At 72.8% G+C, this 16161-nt stretch carries 16 protein-coding genes and 1 tRNA gene; 7 read left to right on the top strand and 10 right to left on the bottom strand.

The window, feature by feature from the left end:
• Positions 1-19: 19 nt before the first annotated feature.
• Positions 20-469, top strand: a complete 450-nt coding sequence (locus BFV98_RS21360; RefSeq protein WP_030272068.1) for a hypothetical protein — start codon at positions 20-22, stop codon at positions 467-469.
• A 75-nt stretch (positions 470-544) separates the two neighbouring features.
• The gene (locus BFV98_RS21355; RefSeq protein ID WP_232236698.1) at positions 545-1201 is read left to right on the top strand and encodes a type 1 glutamine amidotransferase domain-containing protein; all 657 of its coding nucleotides are present in this window, start codon (positions 545-547) and stop codon (positions 1199-1201) included.
• Position 1202: 1 nt separating this feature from the next.
• On the opposite strand, the gene BFV98_RS21350 is transcribed toward BFV98_RS21355, so the two are convergent.
• Together BFV98_RS21350 and BFV98_RS21345 are read right to left on the bottom strand one after the other, a co-directional pair.
• Entirely contained in the window at positions 1203-1814 is a 612-nt protein-coding gene (locus BFV98_RS21350) for a histidine phosphatase family protein (RefSeq protein WP_030272065.1), read from the bottom strand.
• Between the two features lie 64 nt (positions 1815-1878).
• Complete coding sequence (locus tag BFV98_RS21345; RefSeq protein ID WP_013288900.1) at positions 1879-2298, bottom strand: VOC family protein; 420 nt, start codon at positions 2296-2298, stop codon at positions 1879-1881.
• A 160-nt stretch (positions 2299-2458) separates the two neighbouring features.
• Between BFV98_RS21345 and BFV98_RS21340 the strand changes: the two genes are divergently transcribed.
• The gene (locus BFV98_RS21340) at positions 2459-4339 is read left to right on the top strand and encodes a hypothetical protein (RefSeq protein WP_071097573.1); all 1881 of its coding nucleotides are present in this window, start codon (positions 2459-2461) and stop codon (positions 4337-4339) included.
• Here the strand turns inward: BFV98_RS21340 and BFV98_RS21335 are convergent.
• On the bottom strand, positions 4308-4808 hold the full coding sequence (locus BFV98_RS21335; RefSeq protein WP_071097571.1) for a helix-turn-helix domain-containing protein: 501 nt from the start codon (positions 4806-4808) through the stop codon (positions 4308-4310). The two genes, BFV98_RS21340 and BFV98_RS21335, sit on opposite strands and share 32 nt — an antisense overlap.
• 38 nt (positions 4809-4846) lie before the next feature.
• On the bottom strand, positions 4847-5347 hold the full coding sequence (locus tag BFV98_RS21330; RefSeq protein ID WP_071097569.1) for a GNAT family N-acetyltransferase: 501 nt from the start codon (positions 5345-5347) through the stop codon (positions 4847-4849).
• 160 nt (positions 5348-5507) lie between these two features.
• Here BFV98_RS21330 and BFV98_RS21325 point away from each other — a divergent pair, with 160 nt between their 5' ends.
• The gene (locus BFV98_RS21325) at positions 5508-5894 is read left to right on the top strand and encodes a VOC family protein (protein ID WP_013288904.1); all 387 of its coding nucleotides are present in this window, start codon (positions 5508-5510) and stop codon (positions 5892-5894) included.
• A gap of 83 nt (positions 5895-5977) precedes the next feature.
• Here the strand turns inward: BFV98_RS21325 and BFV98_RS21320 are convergent.
• A tRNA-Thr gene (locus tag BFV98_RS21320) sits at positions 5978-6054 on the bottom strand.
• Positions 6055-6419: 365 nt separating this feature from the next.
• Here BFV98_RS21320 and BFV98_RS21315 point away from each other — a divergent pair.
• Positions 6420-7511, top strand: coding sequence for an ABC transporter ATP-binding protein (locus tag BFV98_RS21315; protein ID WP_047891140.1), 1092 nt, complete (start codon positions 6420-6422; stop codon positions 7509-7511).
• 57 nt (positions 7512-7568) lie between these two features.
• Here the strand turns inward: BFV98_RS21315 and rlmB are convergent, their stop codons facing one another.
• Together rlmB and cysS are read right to left on the bottom strand one after the other, a co-directional pair.
• Positions 7569-8684 (bottom strand): 23S rRNA (guanosine(2251)-2'-O)-methyltransferase RlmB, encoded by a 1116-nt coding sequence (rlmB, locus tag BFV98_RS21310; protein WP_013288906.1) that lies wholly within the window; start codon positions 8682-8684, stop codon positions 7569-7571.
• Positions 8684-10099 carry a cysteine--tRNA ligase gene (gene cysS / locus BFV98_RS21305; protein WP_013288907.1) on the bottom strand — a complete coding sequence of 472 codons (1416 nt, stop codon included), beginning with the start codon at positions 10097-10099 and terminating at the stop codon, positions 8684-8686. The genes rlmB and cysS overlap by 1 nt, the downstream gene beginning before the upstream one ends.
• A gap of 63 nt (positions 10100-10162) precedes the next feature.
• Between cysS and BFV98_RS21300 the strand changes: the two genes are divergently transcribed.
• Positions 10163-10810, top strand: coding sequence for an IclR family transcriptional regulator (locus BFV98_RS21300; protein WP_030272059.1), 648 nt, complete (start codon positions 10163-10165; stop codon positions 10808-10810).
• A gap of 1197 nt (positions 10811-12007) precedes the next feature.
• Complete coding sequence (locus BFV98_RS32760) at positions 12008-12586, top strand: endonuclease domain-containing protein (protein ID WP_255368191.1); 579 nt, start codon at positions 12008-12010, stop codon at positions 12584-12586.
• A 68-nt stretch (positions 12587-12654) separates the two neighbouring features.
• Here the strand turns inward: BFV98_RS32760 and BFV98_RS21290 are convergent, their stop codons facing one another.
• From BFV98_RS21290 to BFV98_RS21280, 3 genes are all read right to left on the bottom strand, one after another.
• Complete coding sequence (locus BFV98_RS21290; protein ID WP_030272055.1) at positions 12655-14343, bottom strand: S8 family serine peptidase; 1689 nt, start codon at positions 14341-14343, stop codon at positions 12655-12657.
• An 88-nt stretch (positions 14344-14431) separates the two neighbouring features.
• Positions 14432-15130, bottom strand: a complete 699-nt coding sequence (locus tag BFV98_RS21285; protein ID WP_071097566.1) for an HAD family hydrolase — start codon at positions 15128-15130, stop codon at positions 14432-14434.
• Complete coding sequence (locus BFV98_RS21280) at positions 15127-16089, bottom strand: DMT family transporter (RefSeq protein ID WP_091332117.1); 963 nt, start codon at positions 16087-16089, stop codon at positions 15127-15129. Before BFV98_RS21280 ends, BFV98_RS21285 begins: the two co-directional genes overlap by 4 nt.
• Positions 16090-16161: the final 72 nt, after the last annotated feature.

Here is a 16161-nt window from a genome sequence, read left to right as displayed (position 1 = left end):
GTCGCGCGTCCGATCGGGTATGAGAGCTGCCTCCGCCGCGGCGGCCGTCGCCGCCCTTCTCCTCCCGCTCGCCGGCTGCGCCCGCACCGACGCCCCACCCGTCCTCACGGACGGACCCTCGCCGCTGGCCACCGAGGTCGTACTCGTGAAGTCGGGCGGCATCGCCGGGCTGTCCGACACCGTCCGGGTCGAGCCGGACGGCCACTGGACGAGGACCGACCGCGGCGGCGCCTCCCGCGAGGGACAGCTCGCCGCGGAGAAGCTCACCCGGCTGCGGCAGCTCGCGGCCGACCCCCGGCTCGCCGCCGAGGCCGCCGTCACCGTGCTGCCGACGATGTGCGCCGACGCGTTCACCTACCGGCTCACCATCGGGCCGAACCAGGTCGGCTACGTGGACTGCCCGCCGGAGACCACGCCACCGGCCGTCACCGCGCAGGTGGTGGACCTGCTCAACGGCGCCACCGGCTGACCGGCCCGTCAAACCCGTTCCGGCTGTGACATCGGCCTATGGCCGGGGCGGGCCGGCCGCGCCAGCATGGAAGCCATGACTCGCGCACTCATCGCCCTGACCAGTCACTCCGAGCTGGGCCGCACCGGCCGCTCGACCGGCTACTACGTCGGCGAGGCCGCCGAGCCGTGGGAGGTGTTCCGGGCCGCCGGGTACGACGTCGACCTGGTCTCCGTGGCCGGCGGGGAGCCGCCCGTCGACGGGCGGGACGAGAACGACAGCACCCAGAATGACTTCCTCGCCACCGCCGGCGTCACCGACACCCCGAAGGCCGCCGACGTCGACCCGGACGGGTACGACGTGATCCTCTTCGCCGGTGGTCACGGCACCATGTGGGACTTCCCCGACGACCCCGACCTGGCCCGGATCGCCCGCTCGGTCTACGAGCGCGGCGGCGTGGTGGCCGCCGTCTGCCACGGCCCGTCGGCGCTGGTGAACCTCACCCTCACCGACGGCTCCCGGCTCGTCGCCGGCAAGCGGGTGGCCGGGTTCACCAACAGCGAGGAGGCGGCCGTCGGCCTCACCGACGAGGTGCCGTTCCTGCTCGCCGACAAGCTCGGCGAAGCGGGCGCGCAGCACGTGCCGGCACCTGATTTCACCGAGCACGTGGTGGTCGACGGGCGGCTGGTGACCGGCCAGAACCCGCAGTCCGCCCGCGCCGTGGCCGACGCCGTGGTGAAGCTGATCGCCTGAGTCAGATCCGGTAGTCGTCGGGCAGGCCGGTGGCACGCAGCTCGGGCGGCAGGTGGGCGACGTCGTTGAACGCGACGAGCGCCGGCGGGCCGCCCGAGCTGTAGCGGATCACGGTCAACCCGCAGTTCTGCTGGTTCAGCCCGATCCACCGGCGCGCCGGCGCGTCTACCGCGTGCAGTACCAGCCACGCGACCAGGAAGTTGTGGGTGACGACCAGCTCGCGCACGTCACCCTCCGCGGGAGCGGCGGCGAACCGCGCCACCGACTCCGCGGTCACGCGCGGTCCGTCTCGCCGCTCCCGCTCGGAGAAACCGGCCAGGAAGGCCGCGTACGACTCCGGCAGGCCGGCCGGGTCGGTGTCGTGCGGCATGTGGTCGCCGGCGCGGTCGTCCTCGCGTACCGGAACACCCGGCAGCGACGCCGCGACCAGCGCGGCGGTCTCCGCGGCCCGCCGGGCCGGCCCATGGTGTACGGCGGCGAAGCGCGTGCCGCGCAGCCGCTCGCCCAGCAGCGTCGCCTGTCGGCGGCCGCGCTCGGACAGTCCGGTGTCCGCCTCCTCCTCCGGCCGGTCCTGCTCGCCGTGACGGACCAGGTAGAGCAGGCGGGTGGGCATCGGCACCTCCACGGTCGGGGACCGCGAGACTAGCCCGCTGAGCGCCGCCCGGGTGGCCCGCCGGTCACGGGTGCTGGTGCATCTGCCCGATCCGGATGCGGTTGCCGAACGGGTCACGGATGCCGAAGTCGATGCCGTACGGCCGGTCGGTCGGCTCGTCGGTCACCTCCACGCCCTTCGCGACCAGGTCCGCGTACGTCTTGTGCGCGTCGTCGGTGGTGAAGAACAGGAAACCGCCGGCGGCGCCCTTGGTGAGCAGTTCCCGGACCTGCTCGGCCGTCTTCGGGTCCAGAGCCGGCGGACCCGGCTTCTCCAGCAGGATCTCCCGGCCCGGGTCACCCGGCACGTTCACGGTGAGCCAGCGCATGAAACCGAGGTCCTGGTCGGTGCTGACCTCCAGGCCGAGCTTGCCGACGTAGAAGTCGAGCGCCTCGTCCTGGTCGAGCACGTAGATCTGGGAGCGGGAAGTCGAAGTCATCGTCATGCCGACGACGCTAGAGCAGCGCCCCGACCTGCTGCTTATCCGAAACTGCGCAGTCCCGCCGTCGAGCCACCTCGCCCGAGTTGCGTCGTTTGTCCGCGCGGGGACACCGCCCGGACATCCGCTGTTAACGTCCCCGTGACATAAGCCGGGGGGTTACTCGATGCAGCTGATGGTGGCCTGGGCCGCGACCGGGGCGTTGCCACAACCGCGCCTCGATGCCGCCGTGGCCCGGTTCGACAAGGCCGTGGCCGACCTCGTACCCGAAAGCTGGCACCGCCGGCGCTTCGGCGGCACCGACTGGGGCGTGCTGGTGCTGCACCCGGCCGATCCGGGCGGATACCGGTGGCCGCCCGTCGCCACCGACGGCCCCGTCACCGCCGTCTCCGTGGGCATCCCGGTAGGGGCCGACGGCGACGACCCGGTGACGCTCGCCAACCGCCTGCTCACCGGCGAGGACGTGCACCGGGACGTCGTACCGCCGTTCGCGCTGCTCGCACTCGACCGCGACCGTCTCGCCCTGCAACAGGACTGGCTGGGCATGGCCCGGGTGTTCACCGGCGCGGCCGACGGGATCACCGCCTGGTGCACCCGGCCCGGTCTGCTCGCCGACTTCCTGCACGGCGAGGCCCGCCCCGACCCGGCCGGCTGGACGTCGTACCTGCTCACCGGCCACTTCGGCGGCGACCTCTCGCCGCTCGCCGGCATCCGGCTGCTCCAGCCGGGCGAGCGGGTCACCGGCCGCCGCCGCGCCGACGGCGGCTGGCAGCTCACCACCGAGATCCGGTACGCCGCCGACGACGTGGTCCGCAGCGGCCTCGCCGACCGGGACCGGCCGACCGACGAGCGGCTGGACCTGGCCGCTGACGCGTTGACCCGATCCGTCGCCGGCCTGCACCGGCTGCACGACGGCGAGGTCACGCTCGGTCTCTCCGGCGGCAAGGACTCCCGGCTCATCGCCGCGACGCTCGTCGCCGCCGGCCGTACGCCGGACCTGGTCACCAACGACGACACCCCCGCCGAGGGCGACGTGGCCCGCGAACTGGTTCGGCTCCTGCGGGACCGGCGCGGCCTGGAGCTGCCGCACCGCCTCACACCCGCAGCGCCGCCGGAAACCGTCCTCGGCACCGGCCTCCGGGACCGGGCGCGACGGCTCGCCGCGCTGCACGACCACCAGTTCCCGTCGACCTACCTGACGCGCCCGGCGGCGCGGACCCGGCTGCCGGACCAGGTACGCCCGCCGAGCCTCACCGGAGCGGCAGGCGAACTGGTGGTCGGCTTCTGGTATCCCCGCCCCGACGCCGACCCGGCGCCCACGCCCGAGCAGGCGGCCATGAGCAAGCTGCTGGCGGCCGTGCCGCGCGGGACCACGACGCCCGAGGCGCTGGCCGCCGAACGGGACCGCGTCACCGCGCTGACGGCCCACGCCCGGGAGCTGGGCCTACGCGACGAGCACCTGATCGACTACGTCTACCTGGTCGAGCGGATGCGCCGCTGGTGCACAGCCGCGTACACCACGGGCATGGTCACCCCGTTCCTGGCGCCCGGCTTCGTCGCGGCCAGCTTCGCGTTCACCGCGGCCGAGAAGCGGGCGCGACTTCCGCACACCGCGCTGATCGCCCGGCTCGTACCGGAGTGGGCGGACGTGCCGTTCGTCAGCTCCGCCACCGGACCGTCCCGCGCCACCCGGATCTGGGAGGGCGACGGCGTCGCCGCCGTGGCCGACCTGCTGGACACCGTCCACGGGCCGCTCACCGAGCTGATCCGGCGTCCGGCCGTGGAACGGGAGCTGCGTACCGCCGCCCGGGGCGGCCGGCCCGATCCGCGGGTGCTGGCCCAGTTCACCGCGCTGGCGGTCGCCTCCGAACGGCTGGAACCCGACTTCACCGGGCCGTCGACCGGCGCCACCTACGAGCGGGTCACCGCGCCGCCGCGCCCGCGTACGCCACCGGAGAGCCGGCTGGCCGGACTGCGCTGGCTACGGCGGACCCGGCTCGGTGACCGGCTCTGGGTCATGGTGCGGCGGAGGGTGCGGGGCCGCTGACCGCTGCGGCTTCCCCGGCGGCGGCCGGCTTGCGGGTGGCGACCGACTGGCCGGCGGTGGCCAGCTTGCCGGCGGTGGCGCTCGGGCGCATCCAGGCCTTGGTGAAGCAGCTCGGGACGTCGGCCGGGGCGGCCTTGCGGCGCCGGTAGGCCGACGGCGACTCACCGACGATGCCGTGGAACGTCCGGCTGAACGTGCCCAGGCTGCCGAAGCCGACCAGGTGGCAGATCTCGGTGACCGGTTCGCCGGTGCACGCCAGCAGGTACATGGCGCGTTCCACCCGTCGGCGTTGCAGGTAGCGGTGCGGCGTCTCGCCGAAGGTGGCCCGGAAGGTGCGGATGAAGTGCGCCTCCGAGACGTGCGCGATCCGGGCCAGGGCGGGGATGTCGAGCGGCTGCGCGTACGCCCGGTCCATCGCGTCGCGGGCGCGCAGCATCGCCCGGTTGGACTCCTCGACCGCGCGACTCATCGCTGGTCAGCCTACTGCGCGTGCCGCGCCCGCACCGTCTACGGCTGGTCCAGGAGACTCTTGGTCATGATGTGCTCGCGGCGCACGCCGTCGGGCATCAGGCCGCCGGCTTCGCCCGTGTCCCGGAAGCCGTTGCGCAGATACAGGGCCCACGCGTTGGGGTTGCCCTCCGCCACGGCGAGCCGCATCGTCCGCGCGCCTGCCGGCCGGGCCCACTGCTCGACCTCCCGGACGAGGTGGTCGCCCACGCCCCGGCCGCGTCCGACGGGTGCCACGTACATCGAGATCAGCTCGACCACCCCGTCCTGCTCGGTCGGCATCCCGCTGGCCATCCCGACCGGTTGCCCGTCGAGCATCACCACGACGTTGTACGAGCCGGGGACGGCCAGCCGCCCGCGCCAGCGTTCCTCGCGGTCGCCGTCGCCCTGCCAATCAGCCAGTCGGGCGCCGAAGGCGTACCCGGCCTCGGCGAGCGCGGCGAGCCGCAGTTCCCGCCACACCTTCCAGTCGTCCTCGCCGAGGACGCGCGTTTCGAGCATGCGGAGAGGGTGGCGCAGGCCTGCCGAGCAGGCAACCGGTATCCGGCAACCGTGACGATCGGGTGCTGTCGAATCCCGCCCGAGTCGGGTCTAGCCTGAAGTCGGCAGGCTCAGCCAGGTCGAAGAGGGCACGGACAGCGCCCAGCGGGGAGAAGACATCGTGGAACGCGTGACGGGCATCGGCGGCGTCTTCTTCCGCGCCCACGACCCGGACCGGATCAACCGCTGGTACGCCACCCATCTCGGGGTCGAGCTGGCACCGGAGTCCTACGACGTGTCCTCCTGGTGGCAGAAGCCCGGTCCTACCGTCCTGGCGGCCATGTCGGCGGACTCCGAGCACTTCGGCGGCCCCGAGCACTCCTGGTCGCTCAACTTCCGGGTCGTCGACCTGGACGCGATGGTGGACCAACTGCGCGATGCGGATATCGACGTCGAGGTGGACCCCGAGGAGTACCCGAACGGCAGGTTCGCGAGCCTCAGAGACCCAGAGGGCAACATGATCCAGCTCTGGGAGCCCGCGGGGGCCGACGCCCGTGGGCCCGCCTGACCCCTCGCGGGTGTACCGTCATGTCGCTGCTGACGGAGCCGGGCGTCCCGCGGCGACATCGGCCCCGGAACGCCTTGTGGAACTGGAGCCCCCGGCCGGGATCGAACCGGCGACATCTCGCTTACAAGGCGAGTGCTCTGGCCAGCTGAGCTACAGGGGCGCGTGCGTCGGGCTCAGCATAGCGACTGAGCCCCGGAATTCCCGCCTCGCAGGGCTCCCGAGCACGGAAAACGTCGGCATCCCGACCGGTACGACCGATGGATCATCGCTCGGCCGCGCTCACAGGTGGGGAGATTGATGCCTCACAGTGCCTTCCTGACCGTTATGCGTATGCCATCCGTCCCACCCGACGTGCCACGTCTTGGCACGATCGCGAAAGCCGTTTACCGTGCAGTGACACGGACGACACTCCGGTCGGCCTCGGCTGCCTGAGCGACGACCCCGTTGGCCGGTGCCTTGGGCGCCGGTCGCTCCTTCACTCGGATCGTCCGGCACGTTCCTGCCGGTGAAAGGAAGCGCTCCATCATGGCTACGGTCACCTACGCGAAGGCGTCCCGGATCTATCCGGGCACCGAGCGCCCCGCCGTCAACCAGCTCGACCTCCAGATCGGCGACGGGGAGTTCCTCGTCCTGGTCGGCCCGTCCGGCTGCGGCAAGTCCACCAGCCTCCGGATGCTCGCCGGCCTGGAGGACGTCGACGACGGCGCGATCTACATCGACGACCGGGACGTCACCCACCTCCCGCCGAAGGCCCGCGACATCGCGATGGTCTTCCAGAACTACGCCCTGTACCCGCACATGACGGTGTACGAGAACATGGCGTTCGCGCTCAAGCTGCGCAAGACCTCGAAGTCGGAGATCGACCGGCGGGTCAAGGAGGCGGCCGGGCTGCTCCAGCTGGAGGAGTTCCTCAGCCGCAAGCCGAAGGCGCTCTCCGGCGGTCAGCGCCAGCGTGTCGCCATGGGCCGCGCGATCGTCCGCGAGCCGCAGGTCTTCCTCATGGACGAGCCGCTGTCGAACCTCGACGCCAAGCTGCGCGTGCAGACCCGTACCCAGATCGCCTCGCTGCAGGCGAAGCTGGGCGTCACCACCGTCTACGTCACCCACGACCAGGTCGAGGCCATGACCATGGGTCACCGGGTGGCGGTCATGCTCGACGGCGTGCTCCAGCAGGTGGACACCCCGCGGGCGCTCTACGACACCCCTTCCAACGTCTTCGTCGCCGGCTTCATGGGCTCCCCCGCCATGAACATCAAGACGGTGAAGCTGACCGAGCAGGGCGGCGCGTTCGCCGAGATGATCGTGCCGCTGACCCGCGAGCAGGTCCAGGCGGCCGGCGCCGAGGGCGGCGACGGCAAGGTCACCGTCGGCTTCCGGCCGGAGGACTGCGACCTGGTCAGCCCGTCCGAGGGCGGCATGCCGGTCGTGGTCGAGCTGGTCGAGGACCTCGGCTCGGACGCCAACGTCTACGGCCACGCCGCGCTGGAGGGCCACAACGAGCGGTTCGTGGTCCGTACCGACCGGCGCAGCATGCCGAACATGGGCGACACCGTGTTCGTCAAGCCGCGTACCGGCCGCAGCCACGTCTTCCACGCCGCCACCGGCCAGCGGATCTGACGTACGCGAGAAAGGGGCGGTCCGCCACGGCGGACCGCCCCTTTTCGTTGCTCTCGATCAGGCCTCGACGGACCGGCGGCGGGCGACCTCGGCGAGCGTGACCGCGGCGGCCACGCTGGCGTTGAGCGACTCCACGTCGGAGACCATCGGGATGCTGACGGTCAGGTCGCAGGTCTCCCCGACCAGGCGGGACAGCCCGCGCCCCTCCGAGCCGACCACCACGACGAGCGGGCCGACGGCGGCCTCCAGGTCGTACAGGTCGGTCTGTCCGTCGGCGTCGAGGCCGACCACGACGAAGCCGGCCTCCTTGCACGCCTTGAGCGACCGGGTCAGGTTGGTGACCTGGGCGACGGGCACGCGCGCGGCCGCGCCGGCGCTGGTCCGCCAGGCGGTCGCGGTGATCCCGGCGGCACGCCGTTCGGGTACGAAGACACCCTGCGCACCGAACGCGGCGGCCGACCGGATGACCGCGCCGAGGTTGCGCGGGTCGGTGACACCGTCCAGCGCGACCAGCAGCGGAGCGGCCTGCTCCAGCGCGGCGGCGACCAGGTCGTCGAACGGCTCGTAGGCGAACGGCGGCACCTGGAGGCCGACGCCCTGGTGCAGCACCCCGCCGGTCATCCGGTCCAGCTCGGCGCGGCTGACCTCGAGGATCGCGATGCCCCGGTCGGCGGCGGTCCGGACGATCTCCTTGACCCGGTCGTCGACGTCGATGCCCTGCGCGGTGTAGAGCGCTGTCGCGGGCACCTGGGTGCGCAGCGACTCCAGCACCGGGTTGCGCCCGACCAGCAGTTCGGGGCTGTCCTTCGCCGGGTTGGCCTTGCGGCCCGGCGCGACCCGGGGACCGCCCCGGCCGCCGGGCTTGCCCTTGCCGCCCTTGAGCGGCACACCGGCCCGGCTTCCCTTGCCCCAGGTGGTGTCCTTGGTGCCGGGCTGGCCGATCTTGGGCGCGCGGCCCTCCTCGGCGGCGGCGCGGCGCTCCTTGTCCTGCTTCCAGGCGGTGCGCTGGGGCAGCTTCTCGGTGCCCGAGTACGCCTTGTGCCAGGGCCGCTCGTCGGCGGGCAGCGTGCGACCCCGCCCGGCGAGCGAGTCCTTGTTCTTGCCACCGGTGCCCTTGGGGGCGCCCGCCTTCGGCGTCAGTCGCCGGCCACGGCGCTGCGAGTTGCCGGCCATCAGTCCTGCTCTCCAATAGTCCAACGCGGGCCCTGGGGGGTGTCCTCGACGACCACGCCGGCCTGCTTGAGCTGGTCGCGTACGGCGTCGGCGGCAGCCCAGTCCTTGCGGCTGCGGGCCTGCGCGCGCTGCTCCAGGGCCAGCGCGATCAGGGAGTCCACCACGCCGCGCAGGTCGTCCGTGCGGCCGCCGCCGGTCCAGGCCGGGTCCAGGGGGTCGACGCCGAGGATATCCAGCATCGCCCGGGTGGCGGCCAGCGTCGTGCGGACGGTCACATCGTCCCCGGCGGTGAGCGCGGTGTTGCCGTCGCGGACCACCTCGTGCAGCGCCGCGAGCGCCGCCGACGTGTTGAGGTCGTCGTCCATCGCGGCCACGAACCCGGCCGGCAGGTCGCCGGGTCGGCCCGGGCCGACCCGCTCGGCCGCCCGCTGCACGAAGCCCTCGATCCGCCGGTACGCGACGGCGGCCTCGCGCAGCGCGTCCTCGGAGTAGTCGATGCGGGACCGGTAGTGCGCGGCGACGTAGTAGTAGCGCAGCTCGACCGGGCGGACGCCGAGCGCGGCCACGTAGTCGAGGTCGAGCGTGTTGCCGAGCGACTTGCCCATCTTGGTGCCGCCGATGCCGAGCAGGCCGTGGTGCACCCAGTAGCGGGCGAACGGCAGGTCCGCGGCCTGCGACTGGGCGATCTCGTTCTCGTGGTGCGGGAACGTCAGGTCGAGCCCGCCGCCGTGGATGTCGAACTCGGGACCGAGGTAGCGCCAGCACATGGCCGAGCACTCGATGTGCCAGCCGGGCCGGCCGCGGCCCCACGGCGACGGCCAGTAGGCGTCGGCCGGTTCGCCCGGCTTGGCGCCCTTCCAGAGCGCGAAGTCACGCGGGTCGCGCTTGCCCCGGTCGGGGGCGTCGCCGGCGGGCTGCATGTCCGCCGGGGACTGGCCGGACAGCGAGCCGTACGCGGGCCAGGAGGCCACGTCGAAGTAGACGTCGCCGGAGCCGTCGGTGGCCGGGTAGGCGTGACCGGTCTCGATCAGCCGGGCGATCAGCTCGTGCATCTCCGGGACGTGCCCGGTCGCCCGCGGCTCGTACGTCGGCGGGAGCACGTTCAGCGCCCGGTAGGAGGTGGTGAGGATCTGCTCGTTCGCGTACGCGATCGACCAGAACGGCCGGTCCTGCTCCATCGCCTTGGCCAGGACCTTGTCGTCGATGTCGGTCAGGTTGCGGATGAACGTGACCTCGAAGCCCTTGCTGAGCAGCCATCGGCGCAGCACGTCGTAGTTGACGCCGGAGCGAAGGTGACCGATGTGCGGCGGGGCCTGGAGCGTGAGACCACACAGGTAGACCCCCACCTTGCCGGCTTCCCGCGGGACGAAGTCCCGCACCGATCGGGTGGCGGTGTCATACAGGCGTAGCGTCACCTCACAAGGGTAGCCGTCCGCACATTTCCGGGTTGGCCGGAGCCGGGTCGTACGCTGCGTGCTGTGGACACGGCGGCGCGCACGGGAGAGACGGCACAGACCCTGGACCGGGGCCTGCGGCTGCTGCACCTGGTCGCGGACGCGCCGGGCGGGCTCACAGTCACCGAGGCGGCGCACCGGCTGGGCATCGGCCGGGCGGCCGTCTACCGGCTGGTCGGCGCGCTGACCGGCCACGGGATGCTCCGGCGTGACGGCAAGGGCCGCCTGCGCATCGGCGTGGGCGTGCTGCACCTGGCCCGCCGCGCCCAGCCGCTGCTGGCCGAGGGCGCGCTGCCCGCGCTGCGCCGGCTCGCCGAGGGCACCGGGGCGACCGCCCACCTCACGGTGGTCGAGGGCGGCGAGGGGGTGGCGCTCGCGGTGGTCGAGCCGAGCTGGACGTCGTTCCACGTGGCGTACCGGACCGGCACCCGGCACCCGCTGGAACGGGGCGCCGCCGGCCGGGCGGTACTGGCCGGGCGGGCCGGCGATCCGGGGCCGGTGAGTACCAGCGGCGAGCTTCAATCAGGCGCATACGGGGTGGCGGCGCCGGTGCTCGGCGTGCCCGGGCTGGAGGGGAGCGTCGGGGTGGTGTCGCTGACCCCGCTCGACGTGGCGGACGTCGGCGCCCAGGTCACCGCCGCCGCCGAGGCGGTCGCCGCCGCGCTCTCCTGACCCCGCATGCCCTCACGCCGTCACGCCAGCTCGGCGAAGTGGCTGGGAACCCGCCTTCCTCCACACACCCTCACGCCAGCTCGGCGACGTGGCTGCATCAACGCGGCCCGGATGCCGCCACCTCCCCGAAGTGGAGTCGATCAAGCCAGCTCAAGGCACCGGCGGCCACACGGCCCAGCCCACCCCGGAACCCTCACACCACCAGGCCGAAGTGGCTGGAACCCGCCCTTCTCCACACACCCTCACGCCAGCTCGGCGACGTGGCTGCATCAACGCGGCCCGGATGCCGCCACCTCCCCGAAGTGGAGTGGATCATGCGCTGATCGAGGGCCATAGCACACGGACAGGGGCGGTCGGGGGTTGTCCACAGGGCGCGGCGGGTGGCACGGCTGCGGCTGTCCACAGGGGTACCGATCTCGACCCGTGCCCCGCCACGCTCGTCACATGCCACCTCATCCTCATCGACCATCGGAGTTGGCCTGGCAGGTCTTCCGGGGCTCGGAAGCGATCCGGCGCGGGCTGCTGTCCCGGCACCATCTGCGGGGCGCGTCCTGGATCCGGCTCCGGCAGGACGTCTACGCCGACGCGCGGCTCGACCGCGACCACGCGCTGGCCTGCCGCGCGGCGCTGCTACGCATGCCACCCGGTGCGGCGATCGCCGGCCCTTCGGCGGCCTACCTGCACGGGGTCGAGCACGCCGCCGACTTCACCGACGACGTGCACGTCCTGCTGCCGGCCACGGTCCGGGCCGACTCCCAGCCGGGTGTCCGGGTGCACCACGCCCCGATGTCGAGCACCCGCAGCGGCCTCCTGGTCCCCGCCGCCGCCGCAGCCGCGCGAACGAGCCCACCCGCCGGCACCAACCCACACGCCGACACGAACCCACACGCAGGCACGAACCCATACGCAGGCACGAACCCATACGCAGGCACGAACCCATACGCAGGCACGAGGTCGCCCACCGACACGAAGCCACCCGCAAGCACGAACTCGCCCGCAAGCACGAGCCCACCCGCAAGCACAAGGTCGCCCGCCGGCACGAAGTCGCGCGCCGGCACGAGGTCGCCCGTCGCGGCGTCGTCCGCGGCGGACCGCCCACCGGGCACACCGGGCCGGACCAGATCGCCGAATCCGGCCGACTCCCGCAGGGCGCCCGGACCGCACGGCCCGGCCACCCCGCCGGCTTCAACCGCCGCATTGAACCCGTTCGCGGGGTCGTACCCCGGCGCGGAAATGATCCTGGCCGGGCCGCCGCCCCGCACCGAGCCGGCCGCCTGTGCCTGGGAGACAGCGGTCTGGGCCGATCCCGTCAAGGCGGTCGGCATCATCGACGGGCTGCTGCGTACCGGTTCGGTGAACCGGTCGGCGCTGGCGAGCGAGGCGGCCCGGAACGCGTGCCGCCCCGGTGGGCGGCGAGCCGCGTGGGTGTTCGGCCTGACCGACGGGCTGGCTCAGTCCCCGCCCGAGTCCCATCTGCGGGTCCGCCTCGTCCTCGCCGGCCTGCCCCGCCCGGTGGCCCAGTATCCGGTGCGTGTGCCGACCGGCCTGATCCTGCACCCCGACCTGGCCTGGCCGGAGTTCCGGGTCGCCGTCGAGTACGACGGTCAGTGGCACTCCGACGCGGACCGGATGCACCTCGACCGGCGGCGGCTCAACCAGCTCGTCGCGGCCGGCTGGCTCGTGTTGCACGTGACCGGCCGCCGTCTGCGTAAGGAGTTCCCCGCCCTGGTGCGGGAGATCCGCGCCGCACTGGTGGCCCGGGGGTGGCGGCCGTGACACCCGCCGGAACGCCGAGGTGGCGGCGTCCGGGAACTCCGGACACCGCCACCTCGGGGAAACTGTCGTTACGGTCGTACGTTCGGCTTGACCGGGGTCTTCACCGCGGCGTAGGCGTCGACGATGCCGTAGCCGTAGAAGCCGTTGAAGTTCAGCGAGCCCGCGCAGTACGCGTCGAACTCGGCGTCCCGGCCCTCGTTGGTGTAGCTCTGCAGCCGCGGCTCCGGGCAGGCGTGCTCGGCCGCCGTCCGGTAGAGGTGCTGCTCGACCAGGTTCGGCGCCATGCCGTAGCCGTTGCGGCCCTGCTTCTTGCCGTGCTTGCTCACGATCAGCGCCGCCACGCCCGAGACGTGCGGGGACGCCATCGAGGTGCCCTGGAGGTAGGTGTAGTAGCCACACTCACCCTTGGCGGTGCACTGCTTGAACACCGAGTTCTCGAAGCCGGCGACGATGTCGCCGTTCTCGTCGACCGACCCCTCCTCCTGGAGCACCTTCTTCGGGTACGTGGAGAGGATCATGTTGGCGTCGGTGCGGTACGTGTCGGTGCCGAAGCCGTCCCGGAACCAGCCACCCGGCGCCGCCACCGAGATCTGCTCGGTGCCGTAGTTCGAGTAGTCCGACTTCTTGCCGGACGGGCCGACCGCCGACACGCCGATCACGTGCGGGCCCTCGACCGGCAGGTCCCAGCAGGTCGCGTTGTCGATCGGGCGCGGGTACGGGTCGGCGCCGTAGTCCGGGCTGCTCACGTCGGTGCGCGGCGCGCCCAGGTCCTCGTGGTTGTTGCCGAGCGAGCCGACGAGCGTGACGCCCTTGTGGTGGGCGAAGTTCAGCGCCCGCTTCATCGCCTCGATGACGGTCCGCTGCTCGGCCTGCGCCTCCGGCGAGTCCGCCGGGTTGGCGGTGCAGTTGTAGAGCCACGGGTCGACGTAGAAGGACATGTTCACCACGTCCAGCCCGGAGCGGCCCGCGTGCACCAGGGAGTTCACCACCGGGTTGAGGAAGAAGTAGCCGCTGTCCTGGCCACCCTTCAGCTCGACCAGGGAGACGTTCGGGGCCACGCCGGAGAGGCCGAAGCCGTTCGCGGCGGCGCCGATGGTGCCGGCCACGTGCGTGCCGTGCCCACCGTCGTCGGTGCCGACCGGGTCGAGGCAGCTCGCCACCTCGCACGGGCCGTCGACCTCGGGGATGTCCGGGGCGAAGTTGCGCGACAGCGCCCAGTTGAAGTTGGGCGCGAGGTCGGGCTGGCTGGCGTCGACGCCGGTGTCCAGGATGCCGACGGTGACCCGGCGGTCGCCCGGCTCGATTTTGCGGGCCTTGTCGGCCCGGATCATGTCCAGACCCCAGAGCTTGTCGTCGAGCGGGTCCATCTTCTTGCCGTTGTTCCTGGCGGCCTTGCCCTTGGTCGCCGCGGCGGCCAGCAGGTGCTCCTGCTCGACCCGGTCCAGCTTCGGCTTGCGGCCGATCGCCTTCTCCTCGGCGGCGCCGACCAGCGCGCCGGCCGCGGTGGCCCGGCTGGCGAAGTCCGCCCGGTCGCTGGTGACCTGGAACAGGCCGACGTCGTCGGTGCGGGCGACGACCTTGCCACCGGCGGCGGCGATCGCGGCGATCGCGGCGTCGGTGGAGACGCCGCTCTCGGCCAGCACGGTGAAGGTCCGGGTGTCCGACGGCGCGGCGTTCGCCGGGATGCTCAGACCGGTCACCGTGAGTGCCAGCGAGGCCGCAGCCGCGACCGCGCCGACGGTGAAGCGCTTGCTCACCACATCAGATCCTCTCGTTGAGGGACGTGGTGTCATCCCACATCACGGGAGCGGGTTCCGCCAGATCGACGTCCGTTATCGGCGGCAACTAGGCATTCGCGTTCGCCACGGTGGTGAGCACCGTGGACAGTCCGGCGAGCGTGGACACTTCGGCGTCCGGTTCGAGGCCCCGCGGGCGGGGCAGTCCGGCCCGGTTGAGCCAGACGGCACGCAGTCCGGCCCGCTGGGCTGCGGCCACGTCGTGCTCCGGCGAGTCGCCCACGTGGACGATGCGCGCGGCGGGCAGCCCGGACGCCGCCACCACCGCCGTGAAGAACTCCGGCGCCGGTTTCTTGGGCACGCCGCCCTCGTGCGCGTACACCTCGAAGGCGAACTGCCCGGCGAGGCCGCAGCGTTCGGCGCGGCTGTTGCCGTTCGTGGCGAAGCCCAGCACGTGGTGCGGGCGCAGCGCCGCCAGCGCGGGCAGCACGTCCGGGAAGGGGCGGCTCAGCGCGTACCGGCGGGCGAAGAACAACGCCGCGAACTCGTCCAGGTCCGCCTCCAGCCCGGCCCGGGCCAGCGAACGGGCCAGGGCGGCCCGCCGGATCTCCTGCACCGGGGCGGCGCTGAGCGCGCCGAAGACCGCACCCCAGTCCCCCTCCAGGTCCGCGAGCGCCACGGCGGCCGCCGCCGGGGCCCGCCGCCGCATCTCGTCGAGTACGGCGACGAGCGCGCCGGTGACCGCCGGGCGCAGGTCGACGAGTGTCTCGTCGGCGTCGAAGACGACGGCGCCGCGCGGCCCGCTCATCGCTCGCCGGTCAGCACCGGCTCGGCCGGCGCAGTCGCCGAGGTCGACGGTGTGCCCCGCAGTTCGTCCGCCCGGACCAGGGCGACGCCGCCCAGGATGAGCGCCCCGCCGGCCAACTGGATCAGGCTGGGCAGTTCGTCGAGCACCAGCCAGGCGATCAGCACCGCGAACATCACCTCGGTCAGCCCCACGAAGGAGGACAGCCGTGCCCCGAGCAGCCGGGTGCCGGCGACACCGGCGAGGTACGCGACCACGGCGGCGATCAGCGACAGCCCGGCGATCGGCACCAGCCAGCTCACCCGGTGCCCGCCGAAGGTGACATCGGCGGTGCCGGCCGCGAGCGGCAGCGCTCCGATGCCGCCGAGCAGGAGCAGCGCCACCGCGCCGACGGCCATGCCACCGCTGGCCATCACCACCGAGGGCAGGCCCGCGTCGATCCGCCCGGCGATGACGAAGTATCCGGCCAGCCCGACGCCCGCGCCGAGGCCCCACAGCACGCCGACCGGGTCGAGTCGTCCGGCGCCGGTGAGGTCGAGGACGAGCCCCAGCCCGCACAGGGCGGTGACCGAACCGGCCACCGTGAGCAGCCGGGGGCGCTGACCGTGGACCAGCCACATCCATCCGACCACGAGCACGATGCCGAGGTATTCCAGCAGGAGCGCCACGCCGACCGGGAGGTAGCGGACCGCGTTGAAGAAGCAGGCCTGCGCCGTGGCCACGCCGAGCAGCCCGAACAGCACCACGCTTCCCGCGTTACGGCGCAGCACTGTCCACCTGCCGCGCAGCGCCAGCACGGCGGGGACGGCGAGCACCAGCGCGGCGATGCCGACCCGGGCGATCACCACGGCGACCGCCGACCACTCGCCGGTGATCAGCGGGCGGGCGAAGGTGCCCGAGGTGGCGAACGTGATCGCGGAGAGCAGTGCCAGGCCGAGCCCGACGCTTGACCGTTCACGCATCGGCATCTCCTGGTCATGAGTCAAGGGAGGTTATGCTGATGACGCTAGGCGTAGCCTCCGACAGGAGTCAAG

Origin of the sequence: Micromonospora sp. WMMB235, from assembly GCF_001855515.1 — a bacterium.
In the GTDB taxonomy this organism is placed as follows: Bacteria; Actinomycetota; Actinomycetes; order Mycobacteriales; family Micromonosporaceae; genus Micromonospora; species Micromonospora aurantiaca.
Note: the sequence above shows the minus strand (reverse complement) of the source record. Positions and strands in the feature narration are given on the sequence as shown.